This is a genomic window from Brucella sp. TWI432 (genome assembly GCF_039674445.1).
Lineage (GTDB): Bacteria > Pseudomonadota > Alphaproteobacteria > Rhizobiales > Rhizobiaceae > Brucella > Brucella chromiisoli.
Window position 1 is genome coordinate 281061 of record NZ_JBDJNL010000003.1, and the last position, 16571, is coordinate 297631.

Below are 16571 nucleotides of genomic sequence, written 5' to 3' on the forward strand. Positions count from 1 at the left end.
TCACATCCTCATAAAGCCGGACAGATCAGCACGCGCCTCAACGCTGCCAAAGCTTCCGCTGAAGTCATCTGAAATTTTCGAGCTGCTGCGTTCGTTGCCTGTGGTCGATCCACCAATGTCGCCACTGCCTTGCTCACTGGCATAGATGACGAGAGCGCCTGCAATGGCTGCTTCACCATGGCGTTCAAAGCCATCTGTACCCATGGTTCGGGCATTGTCCGGAACCTTGGCAATGCCCTTGGTCATTTTGACCGCTCGGTAGTCTGCAAGTACGTCATCGTGCAAAGCAATCTCAATGCCGCGATCTTCAAAGGCCGCTTTCATCTTCGGCATATTGAGCATGTACCAGCTCTGCGAGAGCTTGATCTCCGAAACGTAGTTCGGTCCCCATTCCTGACGGGCCGCTTCCGCATGCGATGCACCGTTGCCGGTGGCGTCAAATGCCGCATGGAAAAAGCGTGGCAGCTTCTTCTGAAGCCAGAAAATAATTTGCTTCTGGCTATCAAACGGGACGTTGCGCAGCTCCAGCATGAACGGTGTGGAAAGCTTCAGGTCGGGCTGCACCTGAAACGGATGGATAAATGAGCCGTCGCCCGATCGGCCAAAGTCCTGACCGAAGCCCGAACGCAAAAGCGGGTCCATCTTCGCAATATGCGGATACAGCTCTTCGCGGCAAAACCGATCGACTTCAGCGGTGCGCTGCTCAAGCGGGAAGTCAACAAAGCCGTCGACCGGCTTCCAGCGGATAAGTTCAATCCCTTCCTGCATGCACGCCGTGATCATTGCACGGGTGAGATAGGCACCAGAAGACTGCGATGGAATACAGAAAAGTTCTTCGTCGGCACCTGATCCATAGAACTTGACGATCTGGGCGCGCCACTGTGCTTCGCCCTCCGGCGTCCATTCCTTGCCCGTCACAAGACAGATGCGCTCGTAAAGACCTGCATGCAACGCTTCGTCAAAATCGATGCGCAGATGCTTGTAATCCTGCTTGCCAGCAAGAATATCTTGTATCTGCTCGTTGAAGTGATTTTCGAATCCGTCATGCGTCGAACAGACAATGACCTGACCACCCCACATCAAAAACGCCAGCGCTGCCTTCAGAAGCTGCTCAAGATCATCAACGAACGCCGCTTCATCAATCATCACCACGCCCTGCTTGCCGCGCAGTGTACGTGGTGCCGATGAAAGGCCGATGATTTCAAAGCCCGAAGCAAACTTGATGCGGAAAGCCTGAATGGAACGCTCGCCATTCTTGTCGCTGTCATCAAAGACAAATTCTTCCATCTCGGAAGCAGCGTGAGAAAAGTGACGCGCCCACATAGCGCAGGCGTCAATAAACTCGCGCGTCATTTCCTGAGAATAGGAAATGTACATGAAGTCCATGCCGCCAGCATCGCGAGCAAGAGCCGCACGAATGACGGCATAAGCAGCGCAAGCCCAAGTCAGGCCAATACGGCGGGATTTTTCAACGAACAGAACAGGGCAATCCGCAACGCTCATGCAAAGTGAGACGGTGCGCTGCTGGTATGGCAAGAGCGCCTTCCGGCGCTCGACCTTCTCCAGCACGGCATCCTTAGATAGCCTGCGAATTTCCGCCCACTGTTCTTGTGTGATTGGCGCGCTCATTTGCTCACCCCAAGAATCTGATCGAGAATTTCCTCTGCAGCATCAGAGGTAAGACCCTTGGCTTTCGCGACGCTCTTCACAGCTTCCTTCGTTTTTTCGGTGAGTTCAGCCTCAAGTTTCTGGCGGTGGGCACTCGATGTGGCCTGAGCCATCGCAATCATGCGCATGGTGTTGGCAAGCTCTAAAAGTGACTTAGGATTCAGCTTGCCCTTTTGCGCGCGCAAGGTTGCCATGACAGCCGCTTTGATAGCTTCGCCGACGAACTTGGTAATGTCGTCCCCGTCACTATGATCCAGTCCGGCCAGTACCGCTGTCGCCATCTCACGCGCCTCATTGAGGTCGCGCGTCGTGGCATCCAGATCAATCGAGTAACGATTAAACGAGGACTTTGATGGGATGCGGATATCAAGCTCGCCACGGCTTTCGCGTTGCCGTTCCTGAAGCTTTGTAACAAATTCCTCATATACATCTTGTTGCGATCGCTGCATCGCCTGCAGTTCGCCAGCAGCCCAGATGACAATGTCGCTGCATTCCTGTGGCAGCAACTGGATGGAATTGAGACGGCCTCGACCTTTCGCCATGGCTATTCACCCGGACGCGAGGGGCGGGTTACGCCTTCGATCGCAATGTCGCGATCCAGATGGCGCTGGCCCATCGTGGTAAGAGAAACGACTTTCACCGTCCCTTCCGCCGTCGCAGTGACAGCGCCAAGATTAGCAAGATAATCAATCTGACTATGGACCCATGCACGATCCTGACGGATCGCAAAGCGTGGTAACACGAAATCCTGAAGAATATTGCTCGCAAGGCTTTCGTTGATCTGTTCGGCAAGCGCCTTGAGGATGATCAGGCGAGCGTCTTCACGGATTTTCTTTGCATAGTCGATGCCCAGACTGTTCATTTCTTAGCTTGCTCCATCAAAAGTTCATGCAGCCGTTCACTGGTCGCAGCTATGGGTTTCAGTTTTTCTTCCAGAGCGGCAAAGCGGCCGTTCATTTGCGCAAGAGCGATTTCCATGCGGTGCTGTGAATCGCGATCCGGCAGATGTTTGATCTCGTTTTCCAGTGTCTGGACGCGACGATCATGTTCAGTGAGCTTGGTCGTGTGGCTCTCGACAGCATCTTTCAGCTGCTTTTCACCGCTGTTGATCCAGCCCTTGGCGTGACCGGCGATTGCGATCATTGCGAGCGCAAGGCTGAGATAGGGAAGGATTTCTCCCGGCGTCATTTGCGTTTCCCTTTCTCAATTTCTGTCTGGCACTCAATGCAACGTCGGGCAGATGGGAGAGCCTCGCGGCGTTCAGGCTCGATATCAGCGCCGCATGAAACACAATCGTTGCGGCCTTCCTGAAGCAAAGCTTGCTGCGCTGCTTTAATCCCGCGCTCACGTTCTTGCTCGGCGCGCAGATCAGCCAATTCAAGGGCGGCGTTATTGCTCATCATTTCGCGGGCCGTTCCTTTGGTAACGGCACGGCATCAGCCGCTAAAACAGCTGCAGCTCGTCGCGCTTCACATGCTGCAAGAGCCGATCGGTCCTGTCCCCAAAGCGGTGTCAGTTCCTTTGCTGACAATGCACGATCGGGAAGTGTGACCGGCTTGTCGCAAGGCTTACGCGCTTCTGCAGGGACTGTGCCTGGTACGAACTCAGTGCGGAGGATTGGCGAAGACTGAGGGGTAGTTGAGCAGCCTTGTGCGCTCAAGATCGATGCCGCTACCGTCAACATCAGGCAGGTCCGCATTCTTTCTCTCCAGTTCGGAAATTTCTGTTTTAAGACGATCGATCTCGGCGCGTGTGGCAAGATCGGCAGCATGCGAAATCCGCATCTGCTCGATGACATTCTTGGCGGCGACAACATTGGCTTGCTCAATCTCAGCCTTCCAATGCGCGTCACGTGCTGCTTCACCTGCTGAAACGCGCTCATCAATGATCGTGCTGACTGCTGAGACAGAGCGCCACCCGCTGAAAGCAGTCATGGCGATGAAACCCATGATGAGTGCGGCCATCGCCAGTGGTTTGGACAAAACTGCCATCATGGTCGATGGTCCCTGCGATCTTCAAAGGCTTCTGCCTGTGCCTTGAAATCCATCGAGCCGGAAAAGCGGTGAATGCCGAGAGTGCCGACGATAAGGCCAACCATGGATGGGACCGCAACTTGCGCGAAGGCAACCGCCTGCTCAGAACCGAGAGCTGCAGCAATTCCAGTGCCGATTATGACGAACCAAGCGAGATAGAAGCTGCCCCAAAGGTAGCGGCGGGATGATCGATAGGAAGGCTCTTTGATTGGCATGGTCATGCCTCGTTGGTCGAAACCGGCACACCGGACGTTGAGAGCATGACCTTGCCACCGATCGGAGCTTCGCCGGTTTTTGGCCAGCGGATGCCACCATCGACAAGACGAGACTTATCAATGCGTGTCACATTGACCATGTTGCTCTGATTGCCGCCAAGGACGTGATAATGGCTCTTGTCCTCGCCAACATAAATGCCGACATGACCGCCGCCCGATCGGCTGAAAACCAGAATGGCACCAACGCTGGCTGGTGTTTCCTTGCCAAACTTGCGCCACTGCAGCGCACCGAGCGGATTGGCGAGAAGCGGTTCTTTAGGGAGTGTGGTGGCGATGACGTGGCCGATAAAAAGACCGCACCAAGGAATGTCATCATCGGTAAAATAGTTGGCGATCCAGCCGCCAAATCGCTTGGCCCAGCCCATAATCACCGGATTGGATTTCGGGCCGGGAATTTCCTTCTGGCCCATAAAGCGGCGGGCTTCGCGCATCCAGACAGGCTCGACAGGCTGAGCGGGTACGACATCGTAAGTCTTAGCACCGCTGGCATTTGAACGCTTCACGACGCGCAGCTCGGCGGCAGTTGCAGCATCGGCTTTGCCGGTCACTTTAAGGCCATGGGCACGCTGAAATCGTTCAAGCGCGGCAATTACCTCGCGACCGTAAACGCCATTCATCACGCCAGCATAAGCACCAGCATCGCGTAAGCGTTCGATCAGCCATTCGTCGAAGGTCATTTGAAGTCCTGTCAAGGGTGTAAAAATACAGTGGTCTGACAGGACTATTGGGGGGAATGCTCTGATTTGTTAAAAGTGTAACTTTACCACAGGGTGAAAAGCTACAGCAGAGTACCTTGACCGTTATCGGTCTTGCGACGGTGCAACTGGACCGTCTTATGTGTAATGCCGAGTGAACGGGCAATCACATTGGTTGAATAACCCTTATCAAGCATTTCGGCAATGGCCATTGCGCGGCGACGTTTGTCACCAGCAAGCGCTGGAGGAATTTCCAGTGTGCTTCCGCCGGAAAGCTCGCACAGGGCTTTGGCAGCGTCAATGCCGATAAGGGAGACCAGCCAATGGTCATCCGACACATTGACTGGAATGTAGATTTTCTGGCAAGCCTTTTCGCGAGCAAGAATGAGCGCCGCACGTTCACCAGCAACATCGGCGATACGATTCAAAAGCGGCGTCATCCATGCGCGATCAGGCAACTGTGTCACAGCTATTCCTCCGACGCATTGAGATCAATGCGGACATTCCGCATCGTCAGCACTTGGTTGCGCAGGGCAGAGTTACTGTCTTGATTGCGGTACACGAGCCGGAACGTGAACGATCCATCCGCCTTACGCCAGACACCAGATGACTTTTGAAGGGTGTATCCATCCATTGACATACCGTAATGCTCATTGAGGATGGGAGCTATTTTCAGCATCGCGTCCCAACTGAGCTTGACCTTATAAGTGGGCTTCCTGCGTTGACGCCTGCTCATGATTTGGCCTTCCGAATGCGTTCTCCCAAGCCATTCATGACAACCTGCCATTCTTTTGGCGTTAGATTATTGAGCAAGGGCTTGCCGTCATAACCGCATATCGACCATGCAGTCTGAGCAATCGTTTTACCTTCAGTTTGACCAGAGGCAGTGAGCAGCTGCCATTGCGCAATTACGATTTGGCCGGATGGTTCATTTGCCCATTTTGGAAGATCAGGGTCCTTTTTCCAATCAACGCCACCAACGCGGGTGAGCCAGCCGCGTAGTGCCTTGATGACGCGTTCAGCATCTGCATGTTTGTGCAACCATCGGGAAGAATCCAAACCATCAATAGGGTTGTTTCTATCCGTTGCGGTTTCGCGCTTTACAAACGCTTCCAATGCTTCATTTGAGCCGTTACTGACAACGCCCAGATTAAAGCCCGCAATCCACATAGCCTGAATTTTGGGGCCATATTTACCTTCTAGGCGCTTTGTGGATGCCTTTGAAGCAGGCTTGAAGCCCTGTCGGCGCTGTTCTTCGATGATGCGCTGATGCTGCAGATCGGTCATCCCCTTAAGCGAAGATTGGCCGACAACCCGCATGTAGAATGCGCGCTTATCATCGTCATCTGTAAGGCCCATGGCGCGAAAACCAGTGTGGATTGTTTTAATGGCTGTGGAGGTCATTCGTCTGATCCGTGATAAGGCAGCTGCAACAATGGCGACGGTAAAGATTTCTGCGGTTGTTTTTTTCTGCGAGGCTTTTCAGCCTCACTGGCGGATTTCTGCTCTGCCTGAAAATTGGCGCATTCATTCAAAATACGACCGAGGCTGGAATGGCCGCGAACCTCCAGTTCAAGCCGAATGACGGACTTCGTGCCAACCGACGATGATTTGTAGGATTTCAGAGCAGCATCTTCGCCATTGATCATGAGATATGGCCTCATATCAGTTCCCATCCTTTCTTCTTGCGTTCCAGACGGCGGGCGAGTTGCTCACGAAAAAGCTGCACAGCCTCTAAAGCTTGCGTATCGCTGTCGGCTTCAGGAACACCGGGGACGAGCAAGGTGTGGCCGTCATAGGCATGGCGAGCACATACTGAGACAGCTTTCTTCAGACGAATGCCGTGCGCCGATCCAAGCTTCAAAGCGCCCTTTGGTAAACGGCGACTGATCTCAATGGCGCCGCTACGCCAACAATAAGCGACTGCCATTTCTAACCCTCCAGCCCGTCAGAGAGGCGATCTTCCCTGATGTGTTCGACTGCCTTTTTAGGATCAGCCGTTTGCCAAGAAGGCCACGTCCGCTTTGTGTTCCGGAGCTGCTTTGCAACGATGGTCTGAATTATCTCATCAGGAGTTAAACCGAGCCGCGCTAACCCGTTAATGGCGAGAAGAATAATGTCAGCCCATTCTTTTGGATCAGCAGGGTCAGTCTCAATCTCTTCCAATTCCTTTCGGATATGGTCGATGGTGCCCTCAGTTCTGCGGCCGGGACCGAAGGTCGCGAAGTTCCACTCAATGAAAGAGGCAATCCAACTTGCATCTATTACCGTTGCTCGTTGTTCCGAAGCTTTAGCATTATTATCAGTTTGTGCGGCTGTGACCGTATTGGTGTTTGCTGGAAGATCGGGCGTGTCGCGCAACTTGAAGAACTCGTCGGCGGCAACCATGGCACTGCCCAAAGCTCTGGCGATAGCTGTCTGTTTATCGTTAAGAGAGCCTGCCATGTAGACGTCGCCCATGTGAGCAGCGGCAGTCAGGAGAAGCATGATACCCTCTGCTGGATCGCGTCCGGTACTCTGACAGAGTGAGCGCGTCACACCTTCGATGACAAGAACTGCATTCTTGACGTCAACTGGCGGCTTTCCTTTGATTTCAATCTGCATGATCACACCTCAAGCCTTAGCCATGTCGATGGTGACTGCCCGCCACGCGTCGGTGATTGAATTGCGCTCGTAGAAGCGGACATATTCTTTCGAGCCAGTGATCCGCATAGCTTCGCGGATGGCTCGCATGGCATCCTGCCAACGCGGATCATCAATATCGAGGCGCAGAAGCATGAAGATTTCCGAGCGATTCACCTTGCCTTCCTTGTCAGTGTTGAAGGCTCGCGTGATAACGGCACGAATTTCCGGGCGACTGTCAGCGGCCCATTCGGTGAGGCATTCATCCAGAAGGCGCTTCGCCACCTGCAGCTGGGGGCCGAAATCTACGAAATCTGCAATCTGGATGGTGACTTTTTTGAGGCCGTCAAAAGTCTGATATGTGCGGTTTCCCTTCGGTCCGCCTTTTGTGGCCTTATATTCCTGCTGAAGAAGCGCATCGAACTCGCCCAGATCGGTCATGGTGTGGCCGCGAAAACGGCTGATCTGATCAGATAAGCTGCTCGCGAAGGTCATGATCTTTCGCACCACCTCATCTTCCAGCCGATCAGCGGGCTTGATTGCTTCAACAGGGACAAGATTGCCTTTGGCGTCTGGCATGTACTCCTTACCCTTCACCAAGGTGACGCCGTTGGAGGAATTGCCAGCAAAATCGGCAGAGGTCATTACTTCGGTCATTGTGGTTCCTTTCGGGGAGTTTCAGGCTGGATCGTTGTCGGTCGTTTTCACGAGCTTGGGCTTGGAGGATGAATTGCGGGGGAACTGGACGACTTTTCCGTCACGGGATGCTGCCGGTTCTTCTGGTTTGGCTTTCAAGTCGCCGACAATCAGGCGCATCGCACCAAGTTCACGCTCCTGTACGAGCGCGAGGTGATACAGCATCCGCAGCAACGTGAGGCAGGAACGTCCATCTTCTCCGGTCATTGGCAGCGTTTCCGCATCAGCAATTCCGTTGAACTTGTCGAAACGCTGAACCAAGTTCTGCAGACCTTCGGAAACCGTGGGAAGGTTCGATGCGGCCATCACAGGTCCTCCACATCGCGGTTTTTCCAAGCCGCTTCCAGATGGCGCTTTTCAAGCTGCTCATTGGTTCCCTGAACCAGCAGATGCGCGATCTTGATGGTGCGGTCGATCTGACGAAGCGCCCCACCTTTCATGCCGATGCCGGTCAGGAACTTCACGGATGATGGTTCAGTAATTCCCCAAGCTTCGATGAATGCGCGTACATCTTCAGTGCGACCGGGATCGCGCTTCAGGTTCTTGTCAACGCGGCTGACAATCTGATCCCTGCTGGCAGAATTGGCACCACCTTGTGACATGCGGCGGCGGATTTCAGCATTACCAATGATTGCAACACCAACTTTGAAGTTGTCGGAGAAATAACGAAACTGATTGATCGACTCGGCGTCAGCATGCTGTGCTTCATCAATGATAAGGAGCGCACCTTCGCCACCGCGTGACAGGCGCTCGCCAATGGTTTCCACTAGCTCTGCCTGATTAAAAACCCGAATGCCAAGCTTGCGCGAAAGTAGGTTCATAGCACCGTGAACCGTCTTTACCTTGGGGTTCAATGTGACCATGTGAACATGCGGACGGCTATCACGGTATGCCCGGCATGCTTCCGTTTTGCCGCGACCGGCATCCAGTGTGACAGTTACAAAGCCGGAAATGACCTGTGCGAGCTGCAAAGTCGCATGAATTTCAATTGCGGCCTTGGTGCGGAAGAATGCCGGTGATGACGGCAGGCCGGATGCAATGCCTGCATTTTCTTCTACGGCTTCCAGCCACTTGGCGACAGGATTGTTCGCGTTTTCAAGAATGCCTTCCAGCGTTCCTGACAGCCACTGCGAGAAAGTGCTCTCCGGCATGCCGATGCGACGGCCTGTCTCGGCTTTTGACCAGCCCTGCAGCGCGGCGAGATCGACAACACGCTGACGCATTTCGCGCCATGCGGACACGTCAGAAGCGGGATGCTTCGTGACGAATTTCGATGATGGCTCCGGCTGATGCCATTTATTTAGGGTTGCGCCAGACATATCAATCATTACAAAGGTTCCTTATTGGATCAAACTTGGCGGCCGGGATGACCTCCCGGCCTATTTTTTAGGAACCGTACTCACTACAAATCGGCTCATGCTTGGTCTGGCTACTTGCCAGACGGTTTATTCCCCGAAGGGAATGGGATGATCGAGCTGTCGCCCGAAATTGCTGAAAGACCGCGCTGGAAGCGTTCTTCAAATTCTTCATCAGAGATTGCATCCACGACTTCCTCTTGCTCGATGGCCAGATTGCCGGTGACGATGCGGGTAATTGTCGGGCGCACAGGTGCAGCCGGTTTGCTCTTCTCGGCATCCTCGTAAAGTTCGCCGAGCTGCATTGGCGTGAACTCTTTGTGCATGTCGGCGAGAGCCTTGGTCCGCTTCTTGAAGGTGCGGCGGCGCTTTTCATGCTGGTGAGCAGCTGCGCTATCGTTAAATCCGGCCTTGTCGGTGCAAGCTGCATCGCAGATGAAGCGACCTTCAGGATCGTAAACCTTGACGGGTTCGTGCAGACGATCAGGATCAAAGCGCACGGTCAGCTTCTTGCCGAGCCACTGGTTAAGGTCAGCCGACCAGTAACTATTGCCGTTGAAGCGAAGAGCGCCATCCCGCTTGCTGGCGGTGATAACTTTTGCGGCCAGCATCCAGAGTGTGCGCTGTGCTTCGGTAGCGCGGCGAACGATGGTCGCCGGATGGCGCATGCTTTCCTCAAACGTCTGATCGAAGCTGCGGCCTGCGGCGGTTTCCGAGCGGCGTCCGGTGCGGGCATTGTGCTCCGCGATGCGATCAGCAACATGCTTCTGCAGCACATCCAGCGGAATAGCGCGTTCGCGGTAATTCTCTGGCTTGGCGTCAGGCTTGTTGCCGGTATAGCAGCCAGCCATTGCGGGATGCTTTGCAATCTCCTCGGCCAGATCACGCCACGCACGTTCAATGGGCTTTGACTGGCCCGAATAAGGTTTTGTGAAATGCGGTGTCACATCGAGCGTCTTCAGGAGGCCTGCGACTTCATCTTCGGTGATCTTGAAGCGGTTACGAACAACAGCGCCGCCTGAAATCAGCTTTGATGCGAATGCGCGGCCGTTATCCATATAGATGTGTTCGGGAATGCCATGATCCTCGATCATGTCACCAATACAGGCGCGCACAACGTGCCAAGTTTCGGCTTCGCAAAGACGCCATGACAGCACCTTGCCGGAGAAAACGTCCTGTATGCCGAGCAGAATGACGCGCTCCGGCTTTTCCTTGTTCCAAGGTGTCCAGACAAACAGATCGAGTTTGTGACCGTCGGTGTTGACGATCTCCATGGCATGCAAATGGGTTTTGGTGCGGGTCTGCGCTGGATAGAGTTGCTCGGCCCGCTTCTTACCCTTGCGGGCATATATCTGCGCGGCTTTATCAACTTCAATATCCATGCGGCGGCGCAATGAACGCTCAGATGGGATCGGTGCCCAGCCGTGTTTCTTGGCGGCATCCACTACGCGACGGTAGCAGGCGCTGAATTTCGGTTCTTCCGGGCGCAGATAATCGGATTTCAATGCGGCCCATGCAGTCGGGTGACATTCGGCAACCGTGCGGACTTCGCCAGTCGCAGCACTTGCCGGAGCCAGAACAGCAAGCCAGTCTTCGCGATCCACGCCGTTTAGCATGGCGCGCAGCGCGTAATATTGAGACTTCTTCAAGCCGTAGTTAGGCAGAACGGCACTAAGAATGTCTTCCATCGTCCTAGGCTGCGAAAACGAATGCGCGTTTCCAGCGACTGCCTGTTCAACGGCCATGATGCAGTTAAAACGCATGTGGCAGAACTGCTTCTGTTCATCGGTCAGGGCTTCAAAGGTGCGCCAGTAAAGCGCCTTGCGCTTTTCGCGGGTGGCAGCTCGTTCAGCGTCTTCGGCTTCTATCCGAGCAAGCTTGGCCTGCGCCAATGAGGGCAGAAGGGAAACATGGTATTCAAAACCACCACCGCGCTTGTCCATCTTACGATAGCGACCTTCGGCGTTCTTCCAGCCGTGGCGATCTGCCATGTCCAGCATGCCGCGCGCGCTTGTCGGCAATCCCGGCAAACGCAGCTCAACAAGAGAGGGAATTGAATACCATTCGGTCATGAACGTGCTCTTTTCGCGAGGTCTACGTCGAATGCCAGAAGCGCTTTCAGCTCACGGGCTACACGCTTTTGCTCCTGACGCAGGAGGCCGATTTCAGCGAGCTTTGCTTCTCTGCCGACGAGGACGGTGACGCCCTGCATTCCAGCCGCTTCATCCCAAAGCCAAGGCGCTCCGGTTGCATGCACAAAGGCGGCAAATCGCGGGAGCGTCATGTCATGAGCGCGCTTGCTTTCAGCAGTCCATGCATCAAGCATTGCCTTGGTGATGCCGACGCCGAGGTAAAGCGACATTCGTGCCGCAATTGTCGGGCGATCATGCTCGCATTCACGGATGGCACGAGCCATGGCGCGCTTCATCTTGGCACGGTAGCGGTCAAGGTCGATCTGCTGGACTGGTGTGCGAACCGGAAATGCCGGTTCGCTGAAAAAGTCCATCTGCAACGGGTCGCGCTTCATTCTGCAGCCTCCTGAAAGACCGCACTTGCACCGATGTGCTGACGGAAGAGTGCGCGAACGTCTTCAGAAGCTTTCTCCCAGCTGCGCTTAAGTGCTTCAAAGGCGAGCGTATCGGCGTCCGGCTGAGCCTTGGCAGGCTTATCCATGTCCAGAACCTTTTTCAGGTCTGGTTCGTGCTTCAATGCAGCTGCAATTCCAGCTTGTTGAATTTCCGGCATTGCGGCGAGTTTGAGCAGCATTTTCTGGTCGTTTTCGACATCAGTGCCGCGAACAGCTTGGCGCAAGTTGGGGTGCAGCTTCTGGCCGATACGGGTAACGTACTCATATGTACGCTGACCAAATCCAAAGCGATCTTGCACCCGCTCGGAAAGCTCTTTGCCGGGTGCAAAAATAATTCCGCAATCGTTGCGGTTTTTATCTGAAGGGCGTCCACGCTGGATTTTGCCGTGTTTATCTTCCCAGAGTTCACGAAACTTCATAACGAAGACAGCACGATCCAGTGCGTTCAGTTCATTGCGATAAAGGTTCTCACTGATCTCCATCAGCTGTGCTTCAGTGGCGTCCGCTGAAACGACAATAGCGTCGATCTCTTCCCAACCGTTGATTTCGCCACCGCGATAACGATGCCCACCGGCTACGAGTGTGTAAGGTGTCTTGCCGCCATTCGCAGCTGGTGTAGGACGTACGGTTATTGGATTGATCAGGCCGCGCTCTGCCATAGATGCAGCGATTGCAACTGCATGCTCTTCGTCAACTGGACGAGCGCGATCGCCAATGAATATATCTTTGAGTGGGATTGTCTTAAACGTTGCCATTATGATGCCTCGGAATACTCATCCGCTCCGGTTGAGCGGATGAAAAGAAGAGTGCGGGCGCGTTCAGCCATGGCCATATATTGACCGGCGAAGCGATCATGCCGCATGCGGTTATCGATGGTACGGAGGGCGCGGTTAATTGCTTCGCGCGAGCGATCTTCCATTTCGACCACTCGGCGTTTCGGCCAGCCAAATTCACAAATGACAAGGTGCATGACGATCTGGCGAGCCAATGCAGCGTCAAACCATTCGTGTGGGGGCTCAATAATGTCGCGGATGCTCAGATGCGGAAAACCTTCACGCACCGCGCAAACGCTGGCGTGGACGGTGGCTTCATAAACCTGCTTCTGATCGTATGGATTGAACATGGAAACCTCAATGCGGATGCCGGGACGGCGGGTGAGTGGGGGGCGAACCGCCCCGGCATCACCATCGCTCCGGGGGCATGGAGCGATGATCTGGAATTAGTTCTTGGCGGATTGATCGAGTTTGACGAGAATGGCGCAAAGCTCTGGCTGCATCGACATGGTGAGGCACTCGAAAAGCTTCTGGTCGATCTCTGGTGAGCCTTCGCCAAGCAGGAGGTCCACGATCTTGTTACCGGGCGTCATATGAATGTCAGCATCCATGACAGTTGCGTCTGCGGCAGCGGAAAGAACTTCGCGCAGGGCGTCGGCAATGACTTCATCATCACCGCGAAGTGTTGGGGGCGCGTATCCCGCCTTTGATTGGGCTTCAAAAAGACTTTGAGCGGCCTTTACGATACCGAAAGAGCGCATCAGCGAGACTTCTTCGTCCACTTCAACAGGGCGAGATTGTGAGGCCACGTGAGGTGCAACCTCATCAGCTACACAATAGATTTCTGATGGGTGAGGGCGTTCGACAAGCCCCTGTCGGACCTTCCAGTACCAGTCGGTAAACTCCGCAAACAGCGGCCCTTCAACATTCACCACATCAAGTGCGTTCACGAATGTGCGGTAGACGGTTTCGAGCCGCAGATGCTGATCAACAATGCCGTCAAATGCGGCAATCATGGCTGGCTTGGCCCGGGGCGGGATGCGGTCGAAGAATGGTACAGGGATATGATTAAGAAGGGCGGTCATAGAGCAGCTCCAAATTGGTTGATAAAGGCAAAGAGGGCGGCTGACGCACCTGCCAACGCAAAACTAAAAATAAGCAGTAGGTCAGCCGCGCGGCACACTGGATCGCGGGCCGGAATGAAGGGATGACGGTCTATTTCGGTACGCTTTTTCGTCATTGGCGCAGGTCCGAATTTCGTGGAGGTTAAAAACGAGACGCGAGATTGAAAGGAAGCAGACGTGGAAGAGACACAGGCCGAGCGCACCGCTAACGTCGCCTTTGCAGAGGCACGAGTTGGCAACATTTTGCTGATGGAAATGATGGACACGCTGGAAGCGCGTGGCTTAGTGGACAGCGCAGACATCGCAGGTGCGTTGCTGCGCATGGAGTGGCGCGCTACCGTCGCGGATGTTGTGTATGAGCAAGCAGGCGACATCACGCACCACACCGAAATAGCAAAACAAACAATCGACGAATGGGAGAAACGCTTCCGCTTGCCGCCGCAACTGCAGTCTCTGCGCGAGGCGCAGCAGGGCTGGCTTGTAAAAGGGAGCGTTGGTGAAAGCCCGCTGTACTCAAATCGAGTGATTGGGTTGTTCTCTGGTGAGGACGCGTAACCCGAACCTTACGATTTCTTCCCCGGCTTTGTTTGTGGATACACGACATCATGCTGCATCCTGAGTGGTAACAGCTGCCCTGCGACCGCTGCGGTAATTCTCTGCAGGCTGAGGTGACAAGCGCTGACCATCAGCGCGATAGCGAGAAAACCAAAGCAAGTTCGGGCGTGTTTTTAGGGCGGCTGCAATGGCGCGCTCGCCGGCAACATGTGGTTCGTAGAGTGTGTTACCAGCGGTACCGGTCGGCAGGCTGTATTCTCTGTCGATATCGACAAGGCTGATCTGCGCCATAAAAAGCTTACGCTTAATGCGGGCAATTTCGTCCAGCCGCTTACGCTGGGCACGACTCATCTTGCCGCCGTCAATGACACGGTGCATAAAGGATTCCTTCCAGAGGGGAGGCCATGCCCGGCCTCCTTTTTTGGGATGTGATATTCTGCGAACACAGAAAGGATTAAACCAAGAAATTGTGTTTGTAAACACAAAAGATTGGTTTAATTGATGAGCTATTGGCTAGACCTGAAACACCATCCAAAACGCCACTGGGAGAGCGCCTTCGAGATTTGCGTCGTAAGCTCGGCGATCCCGAACGCGACGTTTTCTCGGATCAGTTAGGCGTAAGTAAAAATACGCTAGTTAATTATGAGAAGGGTGAGACAGAGCCAACGGCTTCAGTTCTTGACGCTTACCGATACAAGTTTGGGGCCAATGTGCTTTGGATTATCACCGGCGAAGGCGAGATGTTCAGCGAGTCGGCGACTGTAACTGACGGCGTCGATATGGTGGAAATTCCATTATATGATGTCCAGGCTGCTGCGGGGGTCGGGTTGATCCCAAAAGATGATGGTTCACACAAGACCGTGCCTTTCAGTCGCGCATTTCTCCGCAACATTGGCGCAAAGCCCGATGGCTGCGTCATGCTTGAAGCCAAGGGCGACAGCATGCTCCCTACTATTCCGAATGGAGCGTTCATGATTGTCGACCAAAGCAGGCAGGAGATCGTTGACGAGGAGGTCTTCGTCTTTCGGGTAGGAACGGGCCTAAAGGTCAAACGGGCCTACTGGCGGATGGACGGCGATCTGGAATTGCGATCCGATAACGAAGCTAACGGTTATCCACCGGAGATTATCGGTAAGGATATGGCGGACGAGCTAGCAGTTATTGGGCAAGTCTTGTCTCTGTTGAGAAAAGCATAACAAACTTATTCCCTACTCTCTTGACTCTTTCTGTCAGTAGAACAAAATGAGAACGAGTAAGGGCGACAGGGAAAAGGAGTATGTAATGTCTCTGGCAGAAAAGTTCATCGTTGTTCCGTTTACCGAGCAGAGAAGAAAGCTAACGATGGGTGAGATGCGACAGTCATCCTCCGCGCAAGCTGCAGAGAGACTTGCCCTGACGATGTCAGCTCGCTTTGCCGGGGTCGCAGCTTATGCGGTAAAGGTTGATACAGAGTCCGGTGATATGACGGAGCCACGGCTATTGATGCAGCTCGGATCGACAATCGATTTTATGGCTGAAGCCTAAACCGAAAATGCCGCTTCATTCTTAAAAAGAGCGATTTTTGCCTTTAGTCGTTGTTTTTATTGGATAATCTCTAAGATTGAAGCGGCTTCATTCTTAAATTTGGTTTCTAGTGCTCAAACAGCGAATTTTGAATGGTTTTCATAGAAACGCTTAAAGGGCAGCAACTCTATATTTTTCAATGGTTTGAAGACGGCTTAAAGGCTCATCAAAGGTTTTCAGAAGGTTTCCTAAAGCGAAGTCTATTTTTGCCACAACTGGCGGCGCTTCGCTCGATAACGGCTTGATGCCGTGTCAAATGTGATTAAAATCTATTTTTGTTCGGCACCGCGCAGATGCCTGAAAAATAAGGCGTTTTCGCCAGTTCCCACATATCCCCGGATAATCCCAGAGATTCCAGTAGCTGGTGTCAGACTACAACGGGTCTGATCCGAATCATGCATCTTTGGCAGAAACAGAAAGGGTTCTTCTTTCAAATCGGAGCGATTTGGGAAAACCACTTTAGGTCGTGCACTCATAAATAGTCTAGCTATTTGAATGGATTAGTGATTCAAATGTCTCGGATTTGGAGGTCTTTGATGTCACGTCGCCGCTATGAACTTACAGAACGCGAATGGTCGATTATTGCGCCGCTGTTGCCATGCAAACCGCGTGGTGTACCCCGCGT

The 16571-nt window shown here is 53.6% G+C and carries 27 protein-coding genes and 1 pseudogene; 4 read left to right on the forward strand and 24 right to left on the reverse strand.

Translation table 11 applies throughout. The features are described from left to right. The 23 genes from ABE527_RS08605 to ABE527_RS08715 all read right to left on the reverse strand — a co-directional run bounded on the left by ABE527_RS08605 (window position 1) and on the right by ABE527_RS08715 (window position 13944). Window positions 1–1629, reverse strand: a complete 1629-nt coding sequence (locus ABE527_RS08605; RefSeq protein ID WP_499696651.1) for a hypothetical protein — start codon at window positions 1627–1629, stop codon at window positions 1–3. Beyond that, window positions 1626–2210 carry a phage protein Gp27 family protein gene (locus tag ABE527_RS08610; RefSeq protein WP_499696652.1) on the reverse strand — a complete coding sequence of 195 codons (585 nt, stop codon included), beginning with the start codon at window positions 2208–2210 and terminating at the stop codon, window positions 1626–1628. The genes ABE527_RS08605 and ABE527_RS08610 overlap by 4 nt, the downstream gene beginning before the upstream one ends. Before the next feature lie 2 nt (window positions 2211–2212). Beyond that, entirely contained in the window at window positions 2213–2530 is a 318-nt protein-coding gene (locus ABE527_RS08615; RefSeq protein WP_499696653.1) for a VpaChn25_0724 family phage protein, read from the reverse strand. Then, a complete protein-coding gene (locus tag ABE527_RS08620; RefSeq protein WP_499696654.1) occupies window positions 2527–2856 on the reverse strand; it encodes a DUF2730 family protein in 330 nt (109 codons plus the stop codon). The genes ABE527_RS08615 and ABE527_RS08620 overlap by 4 nt, the downstream gene beginning before the upstream one ends. Further along, window positions 2853–3071 (reverse strand): TraR/DksA C4-type zinc finger protein, encoded by a 219-nt coding sequence (locus tag ABE527_RS08625; RefSeq protein WP_499696655.1) that lies wholly within the window; start codon window positions 3069–3071, stop codon window positions 2853–2855. The genes ABE527_RS08620 and ABE527_RS08625 overlap by 4 nt, the downstream gene beginning before the upstream one ends. 201 nt (window positions 3072–3272) lie before the next feature. Next, complete coding sequence (locus ABE527_RS08630; protein ID WP_499696656.1) at window positions 3273–3662, reverse strand: hypothetical protein; 390 nt, start codon at window positions 3660–3662, stop codon at window positions 3273–3275. Next, window positions 3659–3916, reverse strand: a complete 258-nt coding sequence (locus ABE527_RS08635) for an NAD(P)+ transhydrogenase beta chain (protein WP_499696657.1) — start codon at window positions 3914–3916, stop codon at window positions 3659–3661. The genes ABE527_RS08630 and ABE527_RS08635 overlap by 4 nt, the downstream gene beginning before the upstream one ends. Before the next feature lie 2 nt (window positions 3917–3918). Further along, complete coding sequence (locus ABE527_RS08640) at window positions 3919–4653, reverse strand: NlpC/P60 family protein (protein WP_499696658.1); 735 nt, start codon at window positions 4651–4653, stop codon at window positions 3919–3921. 101 nt (window positions 4654–4754) lie between these two features. Beyond that, window positions 4755–5138 (reverse strand): LuxR C-terminal-related transcriptional regulator, encoded by a 384-nt coding sequence (locus tag ABE527_RS08645; RefSeq protein ID WP_499696659.1) that lies wholly within the window; start codon window positions 5136–5138, stop codon window positions 4755–4757. A 2-nt stretch (window positions 5139–5140) separates the two neighbouring features. Then, on the reverse strand, window positions 5141–5407 hold the full coding sequence (locus ABE527_RS08650; protein WP_499696660.1) for a hypothetical protein: 267 nt from the start codon (window positions 5405–5407) through the stop codon (window positions 5141–5143). Continuing rightward, window positions 5404–6075, reverse strand: coding sequence for a regulatory protein GemA (locus ABE527_RS08655; RefSeq protein ID WP_499696661.1), 672 nt, complete (start codon window positions 6073–6075; stop codon window positions 5404–5406). Before ABE527_RS08655 ends, ABE527_RS08650 begins: the two co-directional genes overlap by 4 nt. Continuing rightward, window positions 6072–6335: a hypothetical protein gene (locus tag ABE527_RS08660; protein WP_499696662.1), complete on the reverse strand. Its 264-nt coding sequence runs from the start codon at window positions 6333–6335 to the stop codon at window positions 6072–6074. The genes ABE527_RS08655 and ABE527_RS08660 overlap by 4 nt, the downstream gene beginning before the upstream one ends. Then, on the reverse strand, window positions 6332–6601 hold the full coding sequence (locus tag ABE527_RS08665) for a hypothetical protein (protein ID WP_499696663.1): 270 nt from the start codon (window positions 6599–6601) through the stop codon (window positions 6332–6334). The genes ABE527_RS08660 and ABE527_RS08665 overlap by 4 nt, the downstream gene beginning before the upstream one ends. A 2-nt stretch (window positions 6602–6603) precedes the next feature. Beyond that, the gene (locus ABE527_RS08670; RefSeq protein WP_499696664.1) at window positions 6604–7275 is read right to left on the reverse strand and encodes a dATP/dGTP pyrophosphohydrolase domain-containing protein; all 672 of its coding nucleotides are present in this window, start codon (window positions 7273–7275) and stop codon (window positions 6604–6606) included. Between the two features lie 9 nt (window positions 7276–7284). Beyond that, window positions 7285–7938, reverse strand: a complete 654-nt coding sequence (locus ABE527_RS08675) for a DUF3164 family protein (RefSeq protein ID WP_499696681.1) — start codon at window positions 7936–7938, stop codon at window positions 7285–7287. Between the two features lie 33 nt (window positions 7939–7971). Continuing rightward, window positions 7972–8295 (reverse strand): hypothetical protein, encoded by a 324-nt coding sequence (locus tag ABE527_RS08680; RefSeq protein WP_499696665.1) that lies wholly within the window; start codon window positions 8293–8295, stop codon window positions 7972–7974. After that, window positions 8295–9317 (reverse strand): AAA family ATPase, encoded by a 1023-nt coding sequence (locus ABE527_RS08685; protein ID WP_499696666.1) that lies wholly within the window; start codon window positions 9315–9317, stop codon window positions 8295–8297. Before ABE527_RS08685 ends, ABE527_RS08680 begins: the two co-directional genes overlap by 1 nt. A gap of 101 nt (window positions 9318–9418) precedes the next feature. Next, the gene (locus ABE527_RS08690; RefSeq protein WP_499696667.1) at window positions 9419–11416 is read right to left on the reverse strand and encodes a transposase domain-containing protein; all 1998 of its coding nucleotides are present in this window, start codon (window positions 11414–11416) and stop codon (window positions 9419–9421) included. Then, window positions 11413–11871, reverse strand: a complete 459-nt coding sequence (locus ABE527_RS08695) for a hypothetical protein (protein ID WP_499693933.1) — start codon at window positions 11869–11871, stop codon at window positions 11413–11415. The genes ABE527_RS08690 and ABE527_RS08695 overlap by 4 nt, the downstream gene beginning before the upstream one ends. Next, entirely contained in the window at window positions 11868–12686 is an 819-nt protein-coding gene (locus tag ABE527_RS08700; protein ID WP_499696668.1) for a ParB N-terminal domain-containing protein, read from the reverse strand. Before ABE527_RS08700 ends, ABE527_RS08695 begins: the two co-directional genes overlap by 4 nt. Then, window positions 12686–13054 carry a hypothetical protein gene (locus ABE527_RS08705; RefSeq protein WP_499696669.1) on the reverse strand — a complete coding sequence of 123 codons (369 nt, stop codon included), beginning with the start codon at window positions 13052–13054 and terminating at the stop codon, window positions 12686–12688. Before ABE527_RS08705 ends, ABE527_RS08700 begins: the two co-directional genes overlap by 1 nt. Window positions 13055–13150: 96 nt before the next feature. Beyond that, entirely contained in the window at window positions 13151–13789 is a 639-nt protein-coding gene (locus tag ABE527_RS08710; protein WP_499696670.1) for a hypothetical protein, read from the reverse strand. Next, on the reverse strand, window positions 13786–13944 hold the full coding sequence (locus ABE527_RS08715; protein ID WP_499696671.1) for a hypothetical protein: 159 nt from the start codon (window positions 13942–13944) through the stop codon (window positions 13786–13788). Before ABE527_RS08715 ends, ABE527_RS08710 begins: the two co-directional genes overlap by 4 nt. A gap of 61 nt (window positions 13945–14005) precedes the next feature. Between ABE527_RS08715 and ABE527_RS08720 the strand changes: the two genes are divergently transcribed. After that, complete coding sequence (locus ABE527_RS08720; RefSeq protein WP_499696672.1) at window positions 14006–14383, forward strand: hypothetical protein; 378 nt, start codon at window positions 14006–14008, stop codon at window positions 14381–14383. Window positions 14384–14431: 48 nt separating this feature from the next. Here the strand turns inward: ABE527_RS08720 and ABE527_RS08725 are convergent, their stop codons facing one another. Further along, window positions 14432–14761 (reverse strand): helix-turn-helix domain-containing protein, encoded by a 330-nt coding sequence (locus ABE527_RS08725; protein ID WP_499696673.1) that lies wholly within the window; start codon window positions 14759–14761, stop codon window positions 14432–14434. A 131-nt stretch (window positions 14762–14892) separates the two neighbouring features. Between ABE527_RS08725 and ABE527_RS08730 the strand changes: the two genes are divergently transcribed. From ABE527_RS08730 to ABE527_RS08740, 3 genes and pseudogenes are all read left to right on the forward strand, one after another. After that, on the forward strand, window positions 14893–15579 hold the full coding sequence (locus ABE527_RS08730; RefSeq protein ID WP_499696674.1) for a S24 family peptidase: 687 nt from the start codon (window positions 14893–14895) through the stop codon (window positions 15577–15579). Between the two features lie 85 nt (window positions 15580–15664). Continuing rightward, entirely contained in the window at window positions 15665–15907 is a 243-nt protein-coding gene (locus tag ABE527_RS08735; RefSeq protein WP_499693926.1) for a hypothetical protein, read from the forward strand. Between the two features lie 575 nt (window positions 15908–16482). Further along, window positions 16483–16571, forward strand: a pseudogene (locus ABE527_RS08740) (IS5/IS1182 family transposase); the annotation flags it as partial.